Below are 22,070 nucleotides of genomic sequence, written 5' to 3'. Positions count from 1 at the left end.
GCTGCGTGCTCAAGCGTCCAGGCCGATGTCCAGCACCTTGGCGCTGTGCGTCAGCCAGCCCACGGCGATCTGGTCCACCCCGGTCGCCGCGATCTCGGCGGCCGTCTCGGGCGTGATGCGGCCCGAGGCCTCCGTGACCGCCCGGCCGCGCGCCATCGCCACGGCGCGGCGCAGATCATCCAGGCTCATGTTGTCCAGCAGGACCACGTCCACGCCCAGCGCCAGCGCGGTCTCCAGCTGCTCCAGCGTGTCGACCTCCAGCTCGATCCTGACCATGTGGCCGACGCCCGCCCGCGCCCGCACCACCGCATTGGCGATGCCGCCCGCGAAGGCGATGTGGTTGTCCTTGATCAGCACCGCGTCGTCCAGGCCGAAGCGATGATTGCTGCCGCCGCCCACGCGCACGGCGTATTTCTGCAAGGCGCGCAGGCCCGGCATGGTCTTGCGCGTGCAGGTCACGCGCGCGCCATAAGGCGCCACGGCCCGCGCGATCGACGCGGTGGCGGTGGCGACGCCGCTCAGGTGGCACAGGAAGTTCAGCGCCACGCGCTCGGCCGTCAGCATGGCGCGGGCGCCGCCCTGGATGCGCGCGATCTCCGCGCCCGGCTCCAGCACGCTGCCGTCCGCGCGCGACACGCTGAAGCGGATCGCCGGATCCAGCGCGCGGAACGCCAGCCGCGCCAGGTCCAGCCCGGCCAGCACACCCTCCTGGCGCGCCACCAGGCGCGTTTCCGCCTGGGCGTCGGCGGGCACGATGGCATCCGTCGTCAAGTCTCCCGCGCGACCCAGGTCCTCGAGCAGCGCGGCGCGCACCACAGGCTCCAGCATTACGTCCGGCAGCGGCGGAACGGGCAGGCGGTCGGTCGCTGCGAGGGCTTCAGTATTTATGCTCATAATGAGTATTTTTGAGTCAAAAAAAGGCACGCCTGATCGCGTGCCACTTATGCTAGGCATGAGCATAATCTTTGTCAAGCCTCGCGCGGCCCTCTGGACAGCGGCAGCTTGCTGCCCGCGATGGCTCGTTCCAGTAGCACGTCGCGGCGAAACCGGAACAGCTTGGCCGGCCTGCCGGCGGTGCCCGAGGCCATGTCGCCGGTCTCCTCGACCAGATCCTGCTGCTCGATCAGCCGCCGGAAATTCTGCTTGTGCAGCCCTCGCCCCGCCAGCGCCTCCACGGCCTGCTGCAATTGCAGCAGGGTGAACTGGGCCGGCATCAGCTCGAACACGACGGGCCGGTACTTGATCTTGGCGCGCAACCGCGCGATGCCGGTGGCCAGGATGCGACGATGGTCATGACGCATGGGCTCGCCGGGCACGGCCTCGCCCCCGACCGCCCCGCGCCGCGCGGCCTCGGGCACCAGGCCCGCCTCGAACAGCAGTTCGTAACGCTGCAGCACCATGTCCTCGTTCCAGGCCGCGCCGTTCAGGCCGAACGTGATATCCGCGCGCTGGCGGCGGCGCGCGCGCGAGGCCTGATCCGCGCCCGCCTCGCACCAGGCGGCCAGCCGCGGCGCGATGGCCTCGTCCAGCAGCGCGGGCACGCCGGCGCGCCGGTCTTCCCAGGGGAAATAGCGATACCAATCCTGCCAGCCGACCTGCGCGACGCCGGTCTCGCCCGCCTCGCGCGTCAGGCCCAAATAGCTCACCGACATGACCCGCGCGCCCGACTCGTCGGAGCGGTCGCCATCGGCGAAGGTGTAAAGCTGCTCAACGTAACCGAGCGGATGATGCGTCTGCGCCTCGACCCAGGCGCGCAGCCCCGCCTGCAGCGAACGGTGCGACAGCTCGAACGGCCCGGCCGGCAAGGCGCGCGCGTCTTCCGTGGTCAGCACCCTGGGCTCGCCGTTGGTGACGGCGACCAGCACGGCGACTAGCTCGGCATGGACGGAACGCGCGACGGATTCGGTCAAGGCGGTATCGGGCGAAGGAGGATGGGAAATCAAAGCGCCGGCCGGGGCCGGAAAGACGCGGATCGCGGCCGCGCGATCCGACCCGAATTATAAGCCCCGCGCCCGGCAATGGCTGCTTGCAACCGTGACAACGCAAGGCCCCGCACACGCCCATTCCAGGCCTAAGATGGATCTCATGTCCATGCGCGCCGCCCGCCATGGCGGCGCCCGTTTGCAGGAGCGCGCATCATGCTCAAGCCCACGACAGATCCGAACGCCAGCGACGCCCGCCGCGACGTCGAACCCCCGCCCCGCGTCGACCCGCGCACAGGCACCACCGTCCTGCCGCTGGCGAGCAACAGCCGCATGGTCGCGGGCATGCCGCGGCGCGGCCGCGCCATCGAGGCGCCGGGCGAGCCCGGCATCATCTCGGCCGAAGAAGACGTGCTCGACATCAACTACGAACACAGCGGCCCTTGAGCGCCGCGATCAGCGCCGGCCTTACCAGCCCCAGCAGGTGCCGGCCGCCGGCTTGCCGCAGTTGCGGTAGTTGGCCGCGTACCAGAGCTTGCCGCCGTTGCGCGGCGGCGAGCCCACGGCCTTGATGTCATTGCGCGGCAGCTCTTCCAGCGCGTCGCGCGCGTTCTTGGTCGGCGTGCCGCTGGCGGCGTTCTGCACCCAGGCGATGCGACCGAGCTGAGCGGCGGTCCGATCCTGGAACACCACATCGCCATCGGCCAGCGCCGCCATCTTGCTGGCGGCGTCGCGCACCGCGGCGGAGTAGCTGTCGCTCGCGTCGGTGGGCAGCAGGTTCTTGTCCAGCTTGCTGACGGCCAGGATGCCTGCCAGCGTGGCGGGCGGAATCATCTTGTAGGCGCTCAACGCGGGCAATTGGCCCGCCGCCACCTGCCGGCGCAGCCAGTCGCCCCACAGAAACTCGGCGAACTCGGGCAGACCGCCGTTGGCATAGGCGATGTCGCGCGTGAAATAGACCAGCGAACGATAGCGGTCTTCCTGCATGCCGCCAGCCTCGCCCGCGCTGGCCAGGCCCAGCCGCTTGGGCAGCTGGTCCACCGTGACCGGCTGATTGTCGCCATCGCGCAGCCAGGCCTTGCGCTCATCGACCAGGCGCTGCCAGAACGACTTGGCGTCGGCCATGTCGCTATAGTTGGCGTCGACCTTGACCCACACCGGCAGCTTGGGCCCGCCGTCGAAGATCTCGCGCAGCGCCGAGAAGCTGTGATGCCCGTCGGTGAGATACAGCTTGCCGTCCCAGCCCACCACCACGGTCTTCAGCGCGGTGGCGTCCGCGCCCGGCGCGTTCAGGCAGCTGAAGGTCTCCGGCTTGTCCAGCCGCGCCGCCTGCGCCTGGGCAATGCTGGCGAAGGGCTGCGCGCGCTTGCCCGCGCCCGTGTCCTCGCAATAGTCGTCGAATTTCTTGCCGACGGTGCGGTTCAGGTAGTCGATCTGGTTGGCGGTATCGCCGGCCCAGGTGGGACGGGCGAAATCGCCTTGCCAGCGGCCCAGCTTGTAGTAGATCTGGTCGTAGCCGATGGCGGCCTGCGTGGGATTCAGCTCTTCGATGCGGACCTTGATCACATCGCCCGGCTTCGCCTTCAGGTACGCCTGGTTCTTTGCCGGCATTTCCGGCTTGGGCGGCGCCGGCGTCTCGGGCACCGGCGCGGGCTGCGCCGCCGGTTCGTCGTCGTCGCTGCCGCCATTGCAGGCGGCCAGCGCCAGCGGCAGCAGCGCCACGGCGATCAGGCGCGCGCCCGGAAATGGAAACAGGGAAGGCCGGCGAGTCAGCGTAGGGGTCATGAGTATCAACAGGAAGATCGAACGAGATCCGCGATGATGACAGCCGCATACTGCGCGGACGTGACATCCGCCAAGGCCGTCACGGGCCTGTCACCACACGGACCGCCGGAACTCAGAACGACACGCAGGCCGCCTGCCGCACCCGCAACGTCGCCTCCTGCCGGAAGCGCGTCTGATACTCCGTCCGGATGTCGCGCACCGCCGCCTCGCTGGCCACATCGCCCGGATGCACCAGGTTCAGCACATAGGACGGCTCGCGCACGATCGCGCCGTCGTTGCCGCGCCACTGGCCGGACGCCTGCCAGACCGTCAGCCCCTGCGGAAAGCGCGGCGTCACGGACTCGGCCAGGAAGGACGTCCATTCCTGCGGCGACACCGGGCCGGACGGGGTGTCGGTGCCCAGGAATATCTGGTCATTGACCATGTTCGTCTCGTTGGGCGCGCAGGCACGGGATGCGGGGGTGGTCACGCAGCCGACCGTCAGGGCGGCGGCGCATAGCGGCAGGGCAAGGCGCGCGAGCTTGGGCGTGAAGGGCATGAGGAGGGCTCCGGGTTCTGAGGAAGCGGAACTGTTGGCTGCTAACCGGCCGCAGCGCCGATGCGTCGGTGTCGGGTTGATGGTCAAGCCTGACGGTCAGACTTGCCCGCCAATATAGGGCTTGCATGGGTCTGGCGCGAGTCGATCCTGCGCCCAGGCGCTGGATTTTTCATGCGAGCCTTCAAGCCGCGCCGCAAGCAAAAAGCCCTTGAACTCGCGATGAGTTCAAGGGCTTGGGATGCATTCTTGGCGGACAGAGGGGGATTCGAACCCCCGATACGCTTTTGACGTATACACGCTTTCCAGGCGTGCGCCTTCAACCACTCGGCCACCTGTCCTGATCGTCCTAGGGACGCCGCATTGCTGAAAATGCGAATCCGCGATTCTAGCAGATTGCCGGGAAAGCCGCACGTCGGGAAAGAAAAAGGGGACACCAAAGGCGTCCCCCCGTCCGGCCAGCCGGTTCAGGCCGCCGCTTGCGGCGCTTCCTGCTCGCGGTAGGCGCTGACCGTGCCGTCCGGCTCGGTCTCTTCGAGCCGGACCTTGAAGCCCCACAGCCGGGCCAGGTGCTTCATCACCTGCTCGGCGTCGTCGCCGGCCAGGGGACGGCCCCGGCTCTTCAGGTGGCGCAGCACCAGCGAGCGGTCGGTGTCGCGGTTGAAGCGCACCACCTGCACATCGGGCACCAGGTTGTCGCGGTTGTGCTGCGCGGCCAGCAAACGGCGGATGTCGCGATAGCCCTCGTCGTCATGGATCGCGGCCACTTCCAGCTTGGGATTGGCCTGGTGATCCGAGATGGCGAAGAAGCGGAACTCACGGATCAGCTTGGGCGACAGGTACTGCGAGATGAAGGACTCGTCCTTGAAGTTGCGCATGGCGAAGTCCAGCGTCTTCAGCCAGTCGCCGCCGGCGATGTCGGGGAACCAGCGGCGGTCTTCCGGCGTGGGCGCCTCGCAGATGCGGCGGATGTCCGACATCATCGCGAATCCCAGCGCATACGGATTGATGCCGCCGTAGCCGCGCTCGTCGAAGCCGCGCTGGCTGACTACGTTGGTATGGCTCTGCAGGAACTCCATCATGAAGCCGTCGTTGACCAGCCCCTTCTCGTGCAGGCGGTTCAGGATGGTGTAGTGCCAGAACGTGGCCCAGCCCTCGTTCATGACCTTGGTCTGGGTCTGCGGATAGAAGTACTGCGCGATCTTGCGCACGATCCGCACCAGCTCCTTCTGCCAGGGCGCGAGCTTGGGCGAGTACTTTTCGATGAAGTACAGCAGGTTCTCTTCGGGCTCGGGCGGGAAGGTCGAGGACTGGCTGTGCGTGTCCTTGTCCTCTTCCAGGCGCGGCAGCGTGCGCCACAGGTCGTTGTACTGCAACCGCGCATGCTCCTGGCGCTCGGCCTGGCGCGCCGCCTCTTCCTTGTACGAGATCGGCGTGGGCCGCTTGTAGCGGTCGACCCCGTGGTGCGACAGCGCATGGCAGGAATCCAGCACGGCCTCGACCGCGTCGATGCCGTAGCGGTCCTCGCAGGACATGACGTACTTGCGCGCGAACACCAGGTAGTCCAGCACGCCGTCGGCGTCGGTCCACTGGCGGAACAGATAGTTGCCCTTGAAGAAGGAGTTGTGGCCGTAGCAGGCGTGCGCGATCACCAGCGCCTGCATCGTCATGGAGTTTTCTTCCATGAGATACGAGATGCAGGGATTGGAATTGATCACGATCTCATAGGCCAGTCCCTGCATGCCGCGCCGGTAGAACTGCTCGTTGCGGATGAATTCCTTGCCGTAGGACCAGTGCGAATAACCGATAGGCAGGCCCGCCGAGGCATAGGCATCAAGCATCTGCTCCGAGGTGATGACCTCGATCTGGTTCGGGTAGGTGTCCAGCCCGTACTCGCGCGCGACCTGCGCGATCGCGTCGTCATAGGACTGCAGCAACTCGAACGTCCATTCGGAGCCCTGCGAGATCGGCCGAGAGCCTCCGGCCGCATCCGGCTCCACGAGTGCACCCGCGATGGCATTCATACCGTTTCCTTCTTGAACAGGTCATGGAACACGGGGTAGATCTCCCCGCGATCGCAGATCCGCCGCATCACGAAATGCGGCTCCAGCTTCTGTTCGTACTCGGCCCACAGGCTGCTCTTGCGCGCCTCCTGCGAGTCTGGCACCTCGATGTAGGCGAAATAGCGCGTGGCCGGCAGCAGGTGCTCGGCCAGGAAGCGCGCGCTCTTGCCCGCGTCGGCGCCGAATGAATCGCCGTCGCTGGCCTGGGCCGCGTAGACGTTCCAAGCGCTGGGCGGGTAGCGCTTTTCCAGGATCTCGCGCATCAGCTCCAGCGCCGACAGCACGATGGTGCCGCCGCTCTTCGGGTCGTAGAAGAAGGTGCGTTCGTCTACTTCCTCGGCGTTGTCGGTATGGCGGATGAACACCAGATCGACGTGCTCGTACTTGCGCGACAGGAACAGGTACAGCAGCGTGAAGAAGCGCTTAGCCAGATCCTTCTTGCCTTCGTCCATCGAGCCGGACACGTCCATCAGGCAGAACATGACGGCGCGCGCCATCGGAATCGAGACCGATACCCGGTTGCGGTAGCGCAGGTCCAGGTCGTCCAGGAAGGGCACGCGCGCAAGGCGCTCGCGGCAGTCCTCCACGTCCTGCTCCAGCGCGCGGATCTCGTCGGCGCCCGCGCCAGCGGCCAGGGCCTTGGCCAGGCGTTCCTCGGCGTCTTCCAGGTCCGCGCGCGCCTTGACGCTCAGCGCCACGCGGCGCGCCAGCGATGACTTGAGCGTGCGGCTGATGCTCAGCATGCTGGGCGAGCCCGAGGTGGTGTAGCCGGCGCGCTGCCACTTGCGCTGGCTGACCTCGCCCAATTGGTTGCGCGCCAGGTTGGGAAGTTCCAGGTCTTCGAAGAACAGGTTCAGGAATTCAGCGCGCGACAGGCTGAAGGTGAACTGATCGACCGCCTCGCCCTCGCCGGGCTCGGATCCTCCCTGCCCCTGCCCGCCTCCCTGCGGCCGGTCGAAGGTGTCTCCCTTGGCGAACTCGCGGTTGCCGGGATGCACCATCTCGCGGTCGCCGCCCTGCCCGTGATGGAAGGTAGGCTCGGAGATGTCGCGCGCGGGCAGGTTGACCTCGCCGCCCTGATCCATGTCCTGGATCGAGCGGTCGCGGATCATGCCATGCACCGCCTTGCGGATCTGATCCTTGTAGCGCCGGAGAAAACGTTCCCGGTTGACGGCGCTCTTGTTGCGCCCGTTAAGACGGCGATCGATCAGTGAATTCATGATTCACCTCGCTCAGGAAGACTTCCTCACACGGAGGTACCACTCGCACAGCAGTCGGACCTGCTTCTCCGTGTATCCCTTCTCGACCATCCGGTCGACGAAACTCTGATGCTTGGACTTGTCCTCGGCCGATGCCTTGGCGTTGAACGAGATCACCGGCAGCAGGTCTTCCGTGTTCGAGAACATCTTCTTCTCGATCACTTCGCGCAGCTTTTCATAGCTGGTCCAGGTCGGATTGCGGCCGTTGTTGTTGGCGCGGGCGCGCAGCACGAAGTTGACGATCTCGTTGCGGAAATCCTTCGGGTTGGCGATGCCGGCCGGTTTCTCGATCTTTTCCAGCTCATCGTTCAAGGCGCTGCGATCGAAGCTCTCGCCGGTTTCCGGGTCGCGGAATTCCTCGTCCTGGATCCAGCAGTCGGCGAAGGTCACGTAGCGGTCGAAGATGTTCTGGCCGTACTCGGAGTAGGACTCCAGGTAGGCGGTCTGAATCTCCTTGCCGATGAACTCGGCGTAACGCGGCGCCAGGTAGCCCTTGATGAATTCGAGATAGCGCCGGCGGACCTCGTCGGGATAGTCCTCGCGGCCGATGCGCTGCTCGAGCACATACATCAGGTGCACCGGGTTCGCGGCGACCTCGGTCTGGTCGTAGTTGAAGACGCTGGACAGGATCTTGTAGGCGAAGCGCGTGGACACGCCGGTCATGCCTTCATCCGTGCCGGCGTAGTCCTTGTACTCCTGCAAGGCCTTGGCCTTCGGATCCACGTCCTTCAGGCTTTCGCCGTCATAGACGCGCAGCTTCGAATAGATGCTGGAATTTTCCGGTTCCTTCAGCCGCGTCAGCACCGAGAACTGCGCCATCATGTCCAGCGTTCCCGGCGCGCAGGGCGCCGTCGACAGCGAGCTGTGATGCAGCAGCTTCTCGTAGATGCGAACCTCTTCCGACACCTGCAGGCAGTACGGGACCTTGACGATGTAGATACGGTCGAGGAAGGCCTCGTTGTGCTTGTTGTTGCGGAAGGTCTGCCATTCCGATTCGTTCGAGTGCGCCAGGATGCAGCCGTTGAACGGGATGGCCGAGAAGCCCTCGGTGCCCTTGAAGTTGCCTTCCTGCGTGGCCGTCAAGAGCGGATGCAGCATCTTGATCGGCGCCTTGAACATTTCCACGAACTCAAGCAACCCCTGGTTGGCCAGGCACAGCCCGCCCGAGTAGCTGTAGGCGTCGGGATCGTCCTGCGAATGGCGATCGAGCTTGCGGATGTCCACCTTGCCGACCAGGGACGAGATGTCCTGGTTGTTCTCGTCGCCCGGCTCGGTCTTGGCGATGGCCACCTGGCGCAACACCGAGGGATTGAGGCGCACGACGCGGAACTGCGAGATGTCGCCGTCGAATTCCTTCAGGCGCTTGACGGCCCACGGCGACATGATGCCGGTGAGGTAGCGGCGCGGAATGCCGTATTCCTTTTCCAGCGTCTCGCCGAAGCGTTCCGAATGGAACAGGCCCAGCGGCGACTCGTTGACGGGCGAGCCCTTCAGCGCGTAGATGGGGAAGCGCTCCATCAGCACCTTGAGCCGCTCGGCGATGGACGACTTGCCGCCGCCCACGGGGCCGAGCAGATAGAGGATCTGCTTGCGCTCTTCCAGTCCCTGCGCGGCATGCTTGAAGAACGCGACGATCTGCCCGATCACGTCCTCCATGCCGTAGAACTCCTGGAACGCTGGATAGCACCGGATGGTCCGGTTGGAAAACAAGCGGGAAAGGCGCGGGTCGTTGCGCGTATCCACGACCTCGGGCTCGCCGATCGCGGCGAGCATGCGCTCGGCGGGACTGGCGTACGCCATGGGATCGCTCTTGGCCAGGTTCAGATATTCCTCGAGGGAAAGCTCTGACTCCTGCTCTCTTGCATACTGCGACTTGAAGCCTTCGACGATGTTTTGCACGGAAACCTCCTACAACACGCGAAAAAGCCATTACGACCCGACTTGTCCCCATTGTGCCTCAGTGCCATCGCAATACTTCCGTATTGCAATACAAACTCGCGATAAGCATTTTCAGCGTAGCCGTATGTTGCTTTCGCCACACATCGGCCATGAGGCGTATCGGGGTCCTTTCCAATTAGGCTGCACCCTTTGGACACTAGTTCCGTCAGGGAATGCAACTTCGGTGAATAAGTTCACTCTATCGGCTTCAGCATATCGCCGTAGTACGCGCGCAAAACGCGGCCGCATACGAAATGGTCGGCAATGATTTGAAGGGATGAGCGATATCCCATGGATTCTTATGTGCGGGAGATGTCGGTCCCGCAAGGCCCGCCATGCGATCGCGGCGAGCGGCCTGAACGTCGCGCTGCGGCTTCGTTCAGCGGCGTGCCGATGCGGCGTGAAAAAGCGCCAAGCAGACAGCACGCGAATCCTAGGTGTGACGAGGGCGCGTGGCTGAGAACGGTACGAACCGCGGGCGTAGCGCCAAGTCATGCACCTATGCTAAGCCCAATTGACCGTTTTGTGGCAATTCATTTGCCGCGACCTTGCAAAAAATATCAAACGCCGTCTGTGAAAAGCACGCCAAGAACACTTCAAGAACGCGTCAGAAATGCGAGGCGCGGGGATGCTGAATGATTCGCGGACATCTGGCAGCCGGCCCGGCGGAGTGCTAATACCCATGCAGCGCGCAAGGATTGCCTGCGGCGCTAGAATCACGGCTTTGCGCAATCGCGCCCATCTCCGAAGCAGCATCAGCCGCCCATGCCATCCCGCCTGCGAAACGTGGTTCGCCGGTACCTGCCTGCCGCCCACGCGGCGCATGGCTGCGTTGCCGTCGTCCTGTGCAGCGTCCTCGTGGCGGCTTGCGGCAAGACCGACCCGGCCTTGGACAACGATGCCTATGTCTGGCAACGCCGCTGGACGCCGGCCGTGACTGCCGCGATGTCTGACAGCGCCGATCTGGTGCGGGCCTGGCGCGTGCTGGCCGCCGACGTGGCCCCGGACGGCAAGTGGTCCGACGCGACGCCCGCCCTGCCGGCCCTGGCCGCCGCCGGCCGGCCCGCCATCATGGTGCTGCGCTTCGACGGCCGCGTGGACGGTTTGCGCGACGCCGAGATCCATGCGCGCATCGCGGCCTTGCGCGATTCGTGGCAACGGGCCGGCATCGCGCTGGCGGGCGTGGAAATCGACTACGACTGCGCCACCTCCAAGCTGCCGGCGTACACGCGCTTCCTTGCCGGCCTGCGGGCGCGCCTGGATCCGTCCATCCCCCTGTCCATCACCGCCCTGCCGACCTGGCTGGACAGTCCCGCGCTCGCCGCCCTGCTCGCCATCCCCGACGAAAGCGTGCTGCAGGTCCATGCCGTGCTCAGTCCGACGCGCGGACTGTTCGATGCCAAGCGCGCGCAGGCCTGGCTGGACGCCTACGCGGCGCAGACCCGCAAGCCCTGGCGCGTGGCCCTGCCCGCCTACGGCAGTCGCGTCGCCTGGGACGACGAGGGCCGAATCGCCGCGGTCGAAAGCGAGCAACCCGCGCTCCTGCCTGGCGGACGCTCGGCGGAGCTGCTCGTGACGCCCGCCGACATGGCGGCCTTTGTCTCCCGCATCGAAGACCGGCGCCCGTCCGGCCTGGCCGGCATCGTCTGGTTCCGGCTGCCGACCCGCGTCGACGCGCGCGCCTGGAGCCTGCCGACGTGGCGCGCCGTGCTGGCGCGCCAGCCGCTGCGTCCGGCGCTGTCCGTCAGCGCGCGGGCCGCCGCCGGCGGCGCGCGCGACCTCATACTCGCGAACGCCGGCGATGCCGACGCCGCGCTCCCCTTCGCCGTGCGGCTGGATGGCGCCTGCGCCGCCGCCGACGGCATCAACGGCTACACGCTGGAACGCGACGGACTAGGCATCTACCTGCGTCGCGCGCAGGAAGGCCTGCTGCACGCCGGCGCTCAACGCAACATCGGCTGGATACGCTGTGAACACGAACCGACCAACCTCCATGTCCAACCCTAAGAAACTCGCAAAGGCGCTCCTGTTTGCCGGCCTCATCGGCGCCGGTGTGGTCATCGCCTGCGGCCCCGACTTCCCCGCGCAACTGCTGGACGACCGCGGCGGCACGCTGCACGCCACGCCGTCCAACTCGTTCCGCTACGAGGCGGCGCGGCTGACGCCAGCCACCGACGCGCTGCGGGCCCGCGATACCGATCCGTACTATCAGCCGCCGCAGGCGTACATACCGGAAGACGACGATCCTGAACTGGACGCGACCCAGCGCAACGCCATCCGCAAGATGCGCGCGCAGGCCGACGGCGACGCGGCCTACGCCGCCGGCGCCGGCGTCCCGGAAGCCGCGCGCCTGTATGCCGCCGGCGCGGTGGACTACCTGCTGGCACAGCGCGAACCGGGCGGGCTCGGCGAACAGCGGCTGGCGCGGGCGCAGCGACGCTTCCAGGCCATCCTGGCGCTGCCGGCCGCGCAGTCTGTCGCACGCAGCGTGTGGGCGTCGTACATGCTGGCTGATATCGGGGACATCTCCAGCGCCATCCACGACGATGCCGCCGCGCGGGCACAAACCGCCAAGGCCTACGAACACGCCCGCGAACTGGCCCGCGCCGGTGCGCCGGATCCGCTGGGCCTGGCCGTCGCCAGCTACGGCCAGCAGGCGCGCCTGCTGCTGACCGGCGCGCAAGGCGAGTGCAGCTATATTGATCTCCTGAACGACACCCCCTGCATGGACGCGGTTCCCGCGGCCGCGCTCAAGCAGGCCATCCGCCTGTACGCCGAACAGGCGGCGCGCGGCTCGTCCAGCGGCCATGCGTCGCTGCGCCTGCTGGCCAGCTGGGCGCTGGGCAAGCCCGAACGCGCACGCGCCTTGATCGACGATCCCGTCGCGCAAGGGCTGCTGGTGTCCTATGCGCTGGCCCGGCTCGGCGACATCGTCGATGGCCAGCCCGACAGCGCTTTCGATGCCTACGCCAATTTCGACGCCACCGGCCAGCCCGGCCTGGCCGATTCGGCGCGCGGCGCGCCCAATGTCGAGCCCAATCCCACGCTCAAGTCCCTGGTATCGGCCCTGCAGGCGCTGGACGTACGGCAGGTGGCCAACGCCGACCGCGTCGCCGCCCTGGCCTATCGCATCGGCCGCTACGACCTGGCGCAATCGCTGGCCAGCCGGCTGGACACGGCGCTGGCCTGGTGGGTGCGCGCCAAGCTGGCGCTGCGCCAGGGCGACTCGGTCCAGGCCGCGCAGGCCTATGCCCGCGCCGCCGCCGCGTTCCCGCGCGCCGATGGCAGCCTCGACGCCGACAGCGCGGGACGTCTGCGGGCCGAACAGGGCGTGCTGACCCTGTCGCGCGGCCAATATGTCGAAGCGCTGGACCAGTTGCTGCGGGCGGGCGGCCCGCTGGACGCGACTCGGCCCGCCGAAGAAGAGGGCTGGCCGATGGCGCCCTACTGGAACGACGCCGCCTATGTCGCCGAACGCGTGCTGACGCTGGACGAACTCAAACAGTACGTGGACGCGCAGGCGCCCGCCACGCCCGCCCCCGCCCGGCCCAAGGTGTTCGACCTGAAGGACGGCGACGACTACTACGGCTGGGCCCGGCAGCATCCCGTTCCGACCGCTGACCGCCTGCGCCTGCTGCTGGCGCGGCGCATGGTGCGCGAGGGCATGATCGACCAGGCGGTGCCCTATTTCCCCGCCGAGGCCGATCCGCGCTTTGCCCGCATGCGCTATGACGCGGCAGGCGTGGCGAAGCTGGAGAACGACGAATCACGCAGCCAGGCCGCCGCCTATGCGGCGGCCCTGCGCGAAGCCGGCAATGGCTGGGGCCGCACCGGACGGGCGCAGGCCTGGCACCAGGCCGGGCTGATGGCCCGTCGCCATGGCATGGAGATCATGGGCTACGAAGAAGATCCCGACTACGCGGTCTATGACGGCAGCTATACCTATGGCGCGGGCCGCAACTACTTCCTGTGGACGCAAGAGCATGGCGACGCGATTCCCGCCACGCCCGCGCAACGCGCCGAGGCCGCCCTGCCCGGTCCCTATGTCACGCAGCAGGAGCGCGAGCGCTACGCCGCCAGCGAAGCGCGGCCCTATGCCCGCTTCCACTACCGGCAGATCGCCGCCAGCCACATGATGAAGGCGGCCGACGAACTGCCGGCGCGCTCGCAGGCTTACGCGGCGGTGCTGTGCCAGGGCACGCGCTTCGTCATCAACGACGCGCCGGACGTCGCGGCGAAAATGTACCGGCGCTATGTGGAAACCGGCGCCGTCGTGCCATTCAGCGGCAGCTTCGGCCAGGAATGCGCGGAACCCGACTTCAAGGGCGCGGCCCGGTTCCACTATGTGCAGGCCTGGAAGGCCTGGGAACGGCTGCGCCACGACCATCCGGGCCGCCTGCTGGCCGCCGGCCTGCTGGCGCTGGCGGCCGCCGCCGCGGGCGTTGCGCTGTGGGTCTGGCGCGCGCGTCGCGGCGCGCAGGGCTGAGCAGCGCCTGCGTCCGGCCCAGGGGCCGGACGCCCCCCCTCTATCCGGGCCGGCGCCAAGGCCGGCAGCAATGCCCCATCCGTTCAGCCCAGGTCGGGCAAGGCCACCCGCTGCAGCAGCTGCTGCCAGCTGGCCTCGACCCGCGCGCGCAGGCGCAGGTCGGGTCCGATCGCAGCCGTGTCGATGAAGGCGTAGCGCCGGGCGCCATCCAGGTGTTCCAGCAGCGGCAGGCGCACCATGCCGGCCGCGTCGCCCAGCAGCACCGGCGCCAGGTACAGCAGCAGCTCATCCACGCAGCCCGCCGATACCAGTGCGCCGCTCAGGCCCGCGCCGGCCTCGACGTGGACTTCATTGAATTGCTCCCGGGCCAGCCAACGCATCATGGCGGGCAGGTCCACCTTGCCGGCCGTCTCGCCCGGCAGGCAAACGACGCGCGCGTTGCGCTGTTCCAGGCGGCGCGCCTTGGCCGCATCCTCGCGGGCGGTGAAGACGATGACTTCCGCGCCATCGAACAGCCGCGCCGTTTCGGGAATGGCGAATCCGCCATCGACCACCGCCTTGCGTGGCTGGCGCGGCGTGTCGACGCCCCGGACATTGAGCTGAGGATCGTCCTTCAGCACCGTGCCCATGCCCGTCAGCACGACGCAGCTGCGCGCGCGCCAGCGATGGCCGTCCTCGCGCGCCTGCGGGCCGGTGATCCATTGCGACATGCCGTTATGCAACGCGCTGCGGCCATCCAGCGAAGCCGCCATCTTCATCCAGACCCAGGGCAGCCCGCGACTCATGCGGGAGATGAAGCCCGCGTTGAGCGCCAGCGCTTCCTCTTGGCAAACGCCGGTGGTGACGGCGATGCCGGCGGCGCGCAGCCGCGCCAGGCCCTGGCCGTTGACCAGGGGATTGGGGTCGCCGATCGCCACCACCACGCGCGCCGGCGCGGCGGCCAGCACGGCGTCCACGCAGGGCGGGGTGCGGCCGTGATGGCTGCACGGCTCCAGCGTGACATAGAGGGTGGCGCCCGCCACCGTCTCGCCACGGGCCTGGGCATCGCGCAAGGCGCACACCTCGGCGTGCGGGCCGCCCGGCGGCTGGGTCGCGCCTTCGCCCACCACGCGTCCGTCGCGCACGATGACGCAGCCGACCCGGGGATTGGGCGCGGTCGTGTACATGACGGTCCGCGCCAGCTCCAGCGCGCGTCGCATCCAGTGTAGATCGTCGTAATCGGTGGCAGTCGTCATGCGCAGGATTGTATGTCCGCGCGGCCGCGCCCTGGGAGACCCGCGCCCGTCCCAACCCGCCGCTCCCGCCATCCGGCGCCGCCCGCCACCCCGACCGCCATGATGTCCGTTTCGGGCCGATGCTGGTCTGCCAGCGTGCTCGTCTGGCCGGTCCGCGAGGATGAAAATGGCTGCGTGTCCTTTTAAAATCCATGTTTTGGAGCCCAGACCATGAAGCAAGCGCTGATCGTCATCGATGTCCAGGATTCCTTTCGGCAACGTCCGTTTTGGGACGAAACCGAATACCCCGCGTTCGTGGCGCAGATCCAGCGCCTGATCGACGCCGCGACGTCCCAGGGCGTGCCGGTGCTGCAGGTTTTCCACACCAGCGTGTCGGACGATCCAGCCAACCCCTTCTCGCTGGCGTCCGGGCACGTCAAGACGCTGAAAGAGCTGAAGATCTCGCCCACCGCCGTGTTCCACAAGACCGTGCACTCCTCGCTCTACGCCAAGGGCCAGGACGGCGCGACGCTGCATGACTGGCTGCGGGATCACGATATCGGCGAGATCATCGTCAGCGGCATCCGCACCGAGCAGTGCTGCGAGACCACTTCCCGCCATGCCAGCGACGCCGGCTTCAAGGTGATCTTCCCCACCGACGCCACCCTGACCTTCGCCATGCAGAGCCCGTCCGGCCGGCAATACACGCCCGCCGAGATCCGCGACCGCACCGAGCTGGTGCTGCAGGGCCGCTTCGCGCGGGTCTTGCGTGCCGCCGACGTGCTGGCGGCTTAGCATGTCGTCCCGCTGAAATGCGCGAGCGCACGCCATGATCCCGGTGTACTTCGTGCTGACGCGCGGCCTGGTGCTGCTGGACCTGGCCGGTCCGGCGGAGGCGTTCCGGGTGGCCGAAAGGCTGTGCCCCGGCACGTTCGCGCTGCATTTCTGCGGACCGGAGGCGGAGCTGGAATGCGGCCTGGCGGGGCTGCACCTGGCGCGCATCAAGCCGCTGCCGGCCAGATTGCCCGCCAACGCGCTGGTCATCGTTTCCGGCGTGGTGGGCACGCCGACGCGGCTGGACGATGCGCAGGCGCGCGCCATCATCGACTGGCTGGCCGCGCGCCAACCGGCCGACGGCTTCACGCTGATGACGATCTGCGCCGGCGCGCTGTTCGCCGCGGCCGCCGGCCTCACGCGCGGGCGCGAATGCACCACCCATCACGGCAGCCTGGCGCAGCTGGCGGCGCTGGATCCCAGCGCGCGGATCCTCGACAACCGCATCTTCGTCGAAGACGGCGCGCTGGTCAGCAGCGCGGGCATCACGGCGGGTATCGATCTCGCGCTGCACATGGTGTCGCGCCACTGCGGCCCGCGCATCGCCTGCGAGGTCGCCCGTGAAATGCTGGTCTACCAGCGCCGCGCCGGCACGGATTCGGCCCTGTCGCCCTGGCTGGAACACCGCAGTCATCTGCATCCCGGCGTCCACAAGGTGCAGGATGCGGTGGTGCGCAACCCGGCGGCGCCCTGGTCGGCGCAATCGCTGGCGCAGGAAGCCCATACCAGCGCGCGCCACCTGACCCGGCTGTTCCGCCTGCACGCGGGCTGCACGCCGATGGACTATCTTTATCAGATACGCGTCGCGCTGGCGCGCGACCTGCTGCGCGAAACCCGGCTGGACCTGGAGCGCGTGGCGGAGAAGGCGGGATTTGGCTCGGCCCAGCACATGCGGCGCGTGTGGCGTCGCTTCGAGCCGCGCACGCCCGGCATGGCGCGGCAGCAGCTGGCGGCCTGAAGCGGGCCGTCGGCCTCGGGCGCCGACCTAGCCACGGCGCCCGAGCGGCGGCGTGACGACAACAGGCGGATCCGCTCAGTCCTTGCGCAGCTTGCCGGGCAGCAAGGGCCCCTGCATCTCGCGGATGGCTTCGACGAATTCGCCGATGTCCTCGAAACTCTTGTAGACCGAAGCAAAGCGCACGTAGGCCACCTTGTCGAGCTTGCGCAGCTCGTTCATGACCAGCTCGCCGATGTGCTCGGTGGGCACTTCGCGCTGCCCGCTGGCCCGCAACTGCTCTTCGATGCGGGAAACGGCGGCATCCACGTCGCCGGTACTGACGGGACGCTTGCGCAGCGCCAGGCTCAGGCTGGCGCGCAGCTTGGCCGGATCGTAGTCGCTGCGGCTGCCATTGCGCTTGACGACCGAGGGCAGCGCCAGCTCCACCCGTTCATAGGTGGTGAAGCGCTTGTCGCAGGACAGGCAACGGCGGCGGCGCCGGATGGCGTCGCCTTCTTCCGAGACGCGGCTGTCGACGACCTGCGTTTCGGGGTTGCCGCAAAATGGACACCGCATGTGTGATCCCTGAAGGCCGGATGGCAAGAATTAAGCATATTGTAACGATCCGTCCGGCGGAAATCGTCAATAGGGCTGAATTCGTCCCCGATATTTTTGCCAGCAACCGTGCGTCCGGCCAAAAACAAAGGGACGGCCCTTGCGGAACCGTCCCTTTTCATCCCCGCCGCCCGGTTTCCCGGGCGGACAGCGCAGGCGCTTACTTGCGGCCGTAGACCGGCAGGCGCGAGGTCAGTGCGTTGACCTTGGCGCGCACGGCGGCGATGTTGGCCTCGTCGCGCGGGTTGTCCAGCACGTCGGCGATCAGGTTGGCGGTCAGTTCGGCCTCGGCTTCGGTGAAGCCGCGGGTCGTCATGGCCGGCGTGCCCAGGCGGATGCCGCTGGTCACGAAGGGCTTTTCCGGATCATTCGGGATGGCGTTCTTGTTGACCGTGATGTGAGCCTGGCCCAGCACGGCTTCGGCTTCCTTGCCGGTGATGCCCTTGGCGCGCAGGTCAACCAGCATGACGTGGCTTTCGGTGCGGCCGGAAACGATGCGCAGGCCGCGCTTGACCAGCGTATCGGCCAGCACCTTGGCGTTCTTGACCACTTGCTGCGCGTAGTCCTTGAATTCCGGGGCCAGCGCTTCCTTGAAGGCCACGGCCTTGCCGGCGATGACATGCATCAGCGGGCCGCCCTGGATGCCGGGGAAGATCGCCGAGTTGATGATCTTCTCGTGTTCGGCCTTCATCATGATGACGCCGCCGCGCGGGCCGCGCAGCGACTTGTGCGTGGTCGAGGTGACGAAGTCTGCATGCGGAACCGGGTTGGGGTAGGCACCGCCAGCGACCAGGCCCGCGTAGTGGGCGATGTCGACCATGAACAGCGCGCCGTTTTCACGGGCGATGCGGCCCATGCGCTCGAAGTCGATGTGCAGCGCGTAGGCCGAGGCGCCGGCCACGATCAGCTTGGGCTTGTGTTCCTTGGCCAGCTTTTCGACCTGGTCGTAGTTCAGGACTTCGTTTTCGTCCAGGCCATACGAGATGAAGTTGTACAGCTTGCCCGAGGCGTTGACCGACGCGCCGTGCGTCAGGTGGCCGCCTTCGGCCAGGCTCATGCCCAGCACGGTGTCGCCTGGCTTGAGCACGGCCATGTACACGCCCTGGTTGGCCTGCGAGCCCGAGTTGGGCTGCACATTGGCGGCTTCGGCGCCGAAGATCTGCTTCAGGCGATCGATGGCCAGCTGCTCGACCACGTCCACGTATTCGCAGCCGCCGTAGTAGCGCTTGCCGGGGTAGCCTTCGGCGTACTTGTTCGTGAGCTGCGTGCCCTGGGCTTCCATGACGGCGGGGCTGGCGTAGTTCTCGGACGCGATCAGCTCGATGTGCTGTTCCTGGCGCACGTCTTCCTTCTGGACGGCGGCCCAGACATCCGGGTCAGCCTTGGACAGGGTGAGGTTGCGGTCAAACATGACGGAGGGTTCCTGAGGCAGTAGAAGAGAAAAAACCGGGGAAAGGCTGGCCGGGGTAAACCCGGAGAATGGCGCTTAGTTTACCCCGTCGGGCGCGCGGAATTGCCCCCCATCTACCGGCAATCGGCGCAAAATGCCATGCACGGGCGCGAAAACCACGCGCGCCGTTCCGCCCCCTGAAACCGGCCTCAAGCCGCCTTGAGCAATTTTCATGCAAACCGCCACCCTCCTTACCTACTCGCTGGTCGCCGCCGTCAGCGTGGTCAGCCCCGGCCCCGCCACCATGCTCGCCATCCGCAATGGCGCGGCGGGCGGCGTGCGCGCCGTGCTGCCGTCGACGCTGGGGAACGTGACAGGGCTGTTCCTGCTGTCCGCCGCCGCCATGCTGGGACTGGGCGTGGTGCTGCAATCGTCGGCGCTGCTGTTCACGCTGGTGAAAGTCGCGGGCGCGGCCTATCTGCTCTACATCGGCCTGCGCCATCTGCTTGGCCGCTCGAATATCGCGCCGCCGCCCGAACAGGCCACGCAACAGGCGCCGCGCCGCGCCAGCCGTCTGTACCTTGAAGCGGCGCTGGTGGCGACGATGAATCCCAAGCCCATCCTGTTCTTCACCGCGCTGTTCCCGCAATTCCTGAACGCGAGCGAATCGCTGCTGCCGCAGTTCCTCATCCTGACGGGCATCTTCATGGGCATGTCGCTGGTCTCGCTGCTGGCCTATGGCGCGCTGGCCCATCGCGCGCGGCGGCTGCTGCGCCAGCCGCGCATCGTGACCTGGCTCAACCGGCTGGTGGGCTCGATCTTCGTGAGCTTCGGCGTGGCGCTGCTGCGCTTGAAACGCGCGGCGGGCTGATGCGCGCGGATGGACGCCGGCTCGGGCCTCGGCCCGACCGGCAGCCGCGGCCGCAATGGATCGCCCCAATTGAAAACGCCCTGCCGCCGGACGGATCCGACGACAGGGCGTGATCGGCCCGCGCGGGGCGTCAGGAGGCCGAGGTGGCCCCGATCTGCTTGGGCGCGAGGGCCGGGTTGAGCGTGTAGGTGCCGGTCAGCGAAGCCTGGGCCAGCACATGCTTCTGGATCGCGCGCAGCGCATCCTCGCCGGTGAAGGACCCTTGCAGGCCCAGCGTGGCCACGTCCAGCGCATACAACGTGAACACGTAGCGGTGGACCAGCGCGTCGTTCCAGGGCGGGCACGGGCCGTCATAGCCGAAATAGTCGCCGCTCATGTCGTGGTCGCTGGCGAACCAGGACGTGTAGGAGTTGACACCCTGGCGCGCGCCAAGCGGCGCCAACGGGCCGCCCTTGCCGCGCGGCGTGATGCCGTTGGAAAAGGCGCCCTCGTCGATTTCGCGCAGGTCGGCGGGCAGGTCCACCAGCACCCAATGGAAGAAATCGACGCGCGGCAGGCTGGCGGGCACTTCGCGGCCCTCCTGGTTGACGTCGTCGGGAACTGACGGCACGTCCGGATCGTGGCAGATCAGCGCGAAGGACTGCGTGCCGGCCGGCGCGTCGTCCCAGGAAAACTGCGGATTGAAGTTATCAGCCAGCGCGACGTGCGATTGCGCGTCGATCCTGCCGAAGGCGTAGCGCTCGGGAATCGACTCGGCATCGGAAAAGGACAAACTCAAAAGCTTCATGTCGTGCTCCTCAATGTGCCGCACAGGACGCCCGGGTCCTCGGCCCTGGCTCCCAGCGTATCAAATCTCCGCAGCCACCGGATCAAGCGATCTTCGCAAAATCACGACTTCACGGTAACACGGGCGAATTTGCGCTTGCCTACCTGCACCACATAAGTGCCGGCGGGCAATTGCAACGATTTGTCCTCGACGCGGTCGCCGTCCACCCGCACGCCGCCCTGCTCCACGTTGCGCTGGGCTTCGGAGCCCGACGCCACCAGGCCGGCCTCGCGCAGCAGCTTCAGGATGCCCACCGGCGCGCCGGCGACGTTCACTTCGGGCATGTCGTCCGGGATGGCGCCGTCGCGGAAACGCGCCTCGAAGGAAGCCAGCGCCTCTTCGGCCGCGCGGGCCGAATGGAAGCGGGTGATGATCTCCTGGGCCAGCAGGACCTTGGCGTCGCGCGGATTGCGGCCGGCCTCGGTCTCGGCCTTGAGCGCGGCGATGTCTTCCAGCGAGCGGAACGACAGCAGTTCGAAGTAACGCCACATCAGCGTGTCGGAGATCGACATGAGCTTGCCGAACATCGAATCCGGCGACTCGGAAATACCGATGTAGTTGCCCTTGGATTTGGACATCTTTTCGACGCCATCCGTCCCCACCAGCAGCGGCATGGTCAGGATGCACTGCGGCTCCTGGCCATATTCCTTCTGCAGCTCGCGCCCGACCAGCAGGTTGAACTTCTGATCGGTGCCCCCCAGCTCCAGATCGGATTTCAGCGCCACCGAGTCATAGCCCTGCATCAGCGGATACAGGAATTCATGCACCGAGATCGGCACGCCGCCCTTGAAGCGCTTGGTGAAGTCCTCGCGCTCCATCATGCGCGCCACCGTGTAACGCGAGGCCAGCTGGATCATGCCGCGCGCGCCCAGCGGGTCACACCACTCGGAGTTGTAACGGATCTCGGTCTTGGCCGGGTCCAGCACCAGGCTGGCCTGCGCATAGTAGGTCTTGGCGTTGGCCTCGATCTGCTCGCGGGTCAGCGGCGGGCGGGTGCTGTTGCGACCGCTGGGATCGCCAATGGTCGAGGTGAAGTCGCCGATCAGGAAGATGACCGTGTGGCCCAGGTCCTGCAGCTGGCGCATCTTGTTCAACACCACCGTGTGGCCCAGGTGGATGTCCGGCGCGGTCGGATCCAGCCCCAGCTTGATACGCAGCGGCACGCCGGTGGCGCGGCTGCGGGCCAGCTTGCGGGCGAACTCCGATTCGACCAGCAGTTCGTCGCAGCCGCGCTTGGCGATGCGCAGGTCGGCTTCGACTTCGGGGGTGATGGGGGCTGCTGCGATGGGGGCTTCTGAGGAGGACATTTCCGGGGGGACCAAGACGGCTTCGGCCGATAAAAGGTGTAAAAAGTGACGAAAACTATCGAAAATTCTAGCTGAATCAGCTAGGATA

Annotated in this window: 18 protein-coding genes and 1 tRNA gene; 6 read left to right on the top strand and 13 right to left on the bottom strand. The window is 67.1% G+C overall.

What is annotated here, in order from left to right; translation table 11 throughout:
• Positions 1-9 precede the first annotated feature (9 nt).
• Entirely contained in the window at positions 10-894 is an 885-nt protein-coding gene (gene nadC / locus C2U31_RS08190) for a carboxylating nicotinate-nucleotide diphosphorylase (RefSeq protein WP_103272395.1), read from the bottom strand.
• Positions 895-968: 74 nt separating this feature from the next.
• Positions 969-1,910: a hypothetical protein gene (locus C2U31_RS08185; protein WP_103272394.1), complete on the bottom strand. Its 942-nt coding sequence runs from the start codon at positions 1,908-1,910 to the stop codon at positions 969-971.
• 228 nt (positions 1,911-2,138) lie between these two features.
• On the opposite strand from C2U31_RS08185, the gene C2U31_RS08180 reads away from it, so the two are divergent.
• The gene (locus tag C2U31_RS08180) at positions 2,139-2,369 is read left to right on the top strand and encodes a hypothetical protein (RefSeq protein WP_103272393.1); all 231 of its coding nucleotides are present in this window, start codon (positions 2,139-2,141) and stop codon (positions 2,367-2,369) included.
• Positions 2,370-2,390: 21 nt separating this feature from the next.
• Here the strand turns inward: C2U31_RS08180 and C2U31_RS08175 are convergent, their stop codons facing one another.
• From C2U31_RS08175 to C2U31_RS08150, 6 genes are all read right to left on the bottom strand, one after another.
• Entirely contained in the window at positions 2,391-3,707 is a 1,317-nt protein-coding gene (locus tag C2U31_RS08175; RefSeq protein ID WP_103272392.1) for a ParB-like protein, read from the bottom strand.
• Positions 3,708-3,819: 112 nt separating this feature from the next.
• Entirely contained in the window at positions 3,820-4,245 is a 426-nt protein-coding gene (locus tag C2U31_RS08170; protein WP_103272391.1) for a DUF3574 domain-containing protein, read from the bottom strand.
• Between the two features lie 247 nt (positions 4,246-4,492).
• Positions 4,493-4,583 (bottom strand) — tRNA-Ser (locus tag C2U31_RS08165).
• A 126-nt stretch (positions 4,584-4,709) separates the two neighbouring features.
• Positions 4,710-6,266 (bottom strand): SpoVR family protein, encoded by a 1,557-nt coding sequence (locus tag C2U31_RS08160; RefSeq protein WP_103272390.1) that lies wholly within the window; start codon positions 6,264-6,266, stop codon positions 4,710-4,712.
• On the bottom strand, positions 6,263-7,525 hold the full coding sequence (locus C2U31_RS08155; RefSeq protein WP_103272389.1) for a YeaH/YhbH family protein: 1,263 nt from the start codon (positions 7,523-7,525) through the stop codon (positions 6,263-6,265). The genes C2U31_RS08160 and C2U31_RS08155 overlap by 4 nt, the downstream gene beginning before the upstream one ends.
• A gap of 12 nt (positions 7,526-7,537) precedes the next feature.
• Positions 7,538-9,454 carry a PrkA family serine protein kinase gene (locus C2U31_RS08150; protein WP_369869782.1) on the bottom strand — a complete coding sequence of 639 codons (1,917 nt, stop codon included), beginning with the start codon at positions 9,452-9,454 and terminating at the stop codon, positions 7,538-7,540.
• Between the two features lie 813 nt (positions 9,455-10,267).
• Here C2U31_RS08150 and C2U31_RS08145 point away from each other — a divergent pair.
• Positions 10,268-11,509 (top strand): DUF3142 domain-containing protein, encoded by a 1,242-nt coding sequence (locus tag C2U31_RS08145; RefSeq protein ID WP_103272387.1) that lies wholly within the window; start codon positions 10,268-10,270, stop codon positions 11,507-11,509.
• Complete coding sequence (locus tag C2U31_RS08140; RefSeq protein ID WP_103272386.1) at positions 11,496-13,988, top strand: hypothetical protein; 2,493 nt, start codon at positions 11,496-11,498, stop codon at positions 13,986-13,988. Before C2U31_RS08145 ends, C2U31_RS08140 begins: the two co-directional genes overlap by 14 nt.
• An 83-nt stretch (positions 13,989-14,071) precedes the next feature.
• Here the strand turns inward: C2U31_RS08140 and ribD are convergent, their stop codons facing one another.
• The gene (gene ribD, locus C2U31_RS08135; protein ID WP_199770969.1) at positions 14,072-15,223 is read right to left on the bottom strand and encodes a bifunctional diaminohydroxyphosphoribosylaminopyrimidine deaminase/5-amino-6-(5-phosphoribosylamino)uracil reductase RibD; all 1,152 of its coding nucleotides are present in this window, start codon (positions 15,221-15,223) and stop codon (positions 14,072-14,074) included.
• A 210-nt stretch (positions 15,224-15,433) separates the two neighbouring features.
• Between ribD and C2U31_RS08130 the strand changes: the two genes are divergently transcribed.
• On the top strand, positions 15,434-15,997 hold the full coding sequence (locus tag C2U31_RS08130; protein WP_103272384.1) for a cysteine hydrolase family protein: 564 nt from the start codon (positions 15,434-15,436) through the stop codon (positions 15,995-15,997).
• A 34-nt stretch (positions 15,998-16,031) separates the two neighbouring features.
• Positions 16,032-16,994, top strand: coding sequence for a GlxA family transcriptional regulator (locus C2U31_RS08125; RefSeq protein WP_103272383.1), 963 nt, complete (start codon positions 16,032-16,034; stop codon positions 16,992-16,994).
• Between the two features lie 75 nt (positions 16,995-17,069).
• On the opposite strand, the gene nrdR is transcribed toward C2U31_RS08125, so the two are convergent.
• Together nrdR and glyA are read right to left on the bottom strand one after the other, a co-directional pair.
• Entirely contained in the window at positions 17,070-17,549 is a 480-nt protein-coding gene (gene nrdR, locus C2U31_RS08120) for a transcriptional regulator NrdR (protein WP_103272382.1), read from the bottom strand.
• A 199-nt stretch (positions 17,550-17,748) separates the two neighbouring features.
• On the bottom strand, positions 17,749-18,999 hold the full coding sequence (gene glyA / locus C2U31_RS08115) for a serine hydroxymethyltransferase (RefSeq protein ID WP_103272381.1): 1,251 nt from the start codon (positions 18,997-18,999) through the stop codon (positions 17,749-17,751).
• Between the two features lie 211 nt (positions 19,000-19,210).
• On the opposite strand from glyA, the gene C2U31_RS08110 reads away from it, so the two are divergent.
• Positions 19,211-19,849 carry a LysE family translocator gene (locus C2U31_RS08110; protein ID WP_103272380.1) on the top strand — a complete coding sequence of 213 codons (639 nt, stop codon included), beginning with the start codon at positions 19,211-19,213 and terminating at the stop codon, positions 19,847-19,849.
• Between the two features lie 130 nt (positions 19,850-19,979).
• Here C2U31_RS08110 and C2U31_RS08105 read toward each other — a convergent pair whose 3' ends face one another.
• Together C2U31_RS08105 and tyrS are read right to left on the bottom strand one after the other, a co-directional pair.
• Positions 19,980-20,636, bottom strand: a complete 657-nt coding sequence (locus C2U31_RS08105; RefSeq protein ID WP_103272379.1) for a YbhB/YbcL family Raf kinase inhibitor-like protein — start codon at positions 20,634-20,636, stop codon at positions 19,980-19,982.
• Between the two features lie 101 nt (positions 20,637-20,737).
• Complete coding sequence (tyrS, locus tag C2U31_RS08100; protein WP_103272378.1) at positions 20,738-21,982, bottom strand: tyrosine--tRNA ligase; 1,245 nt, start codon at positions 21,980-21,982, stop codon at positions 20,738-20,740.
• Positions 21,983-22,070 lie beyond the last annotated feature (88 nt).

This window comes from Achromobacter sp. AONIH1 (assembly GCF_002902905.1).
Classification (GTDB): domain Bacteria; phylum Pseudomonadota; class Gammaproteobacteria; order Burkholderiales; family Burkholderiaceae_B; genus Achromobacter.
Note: the sequence above shows the minus strand (reverse complement) of the source record. Positions and strands in the feature narration are given on the sequence as shown.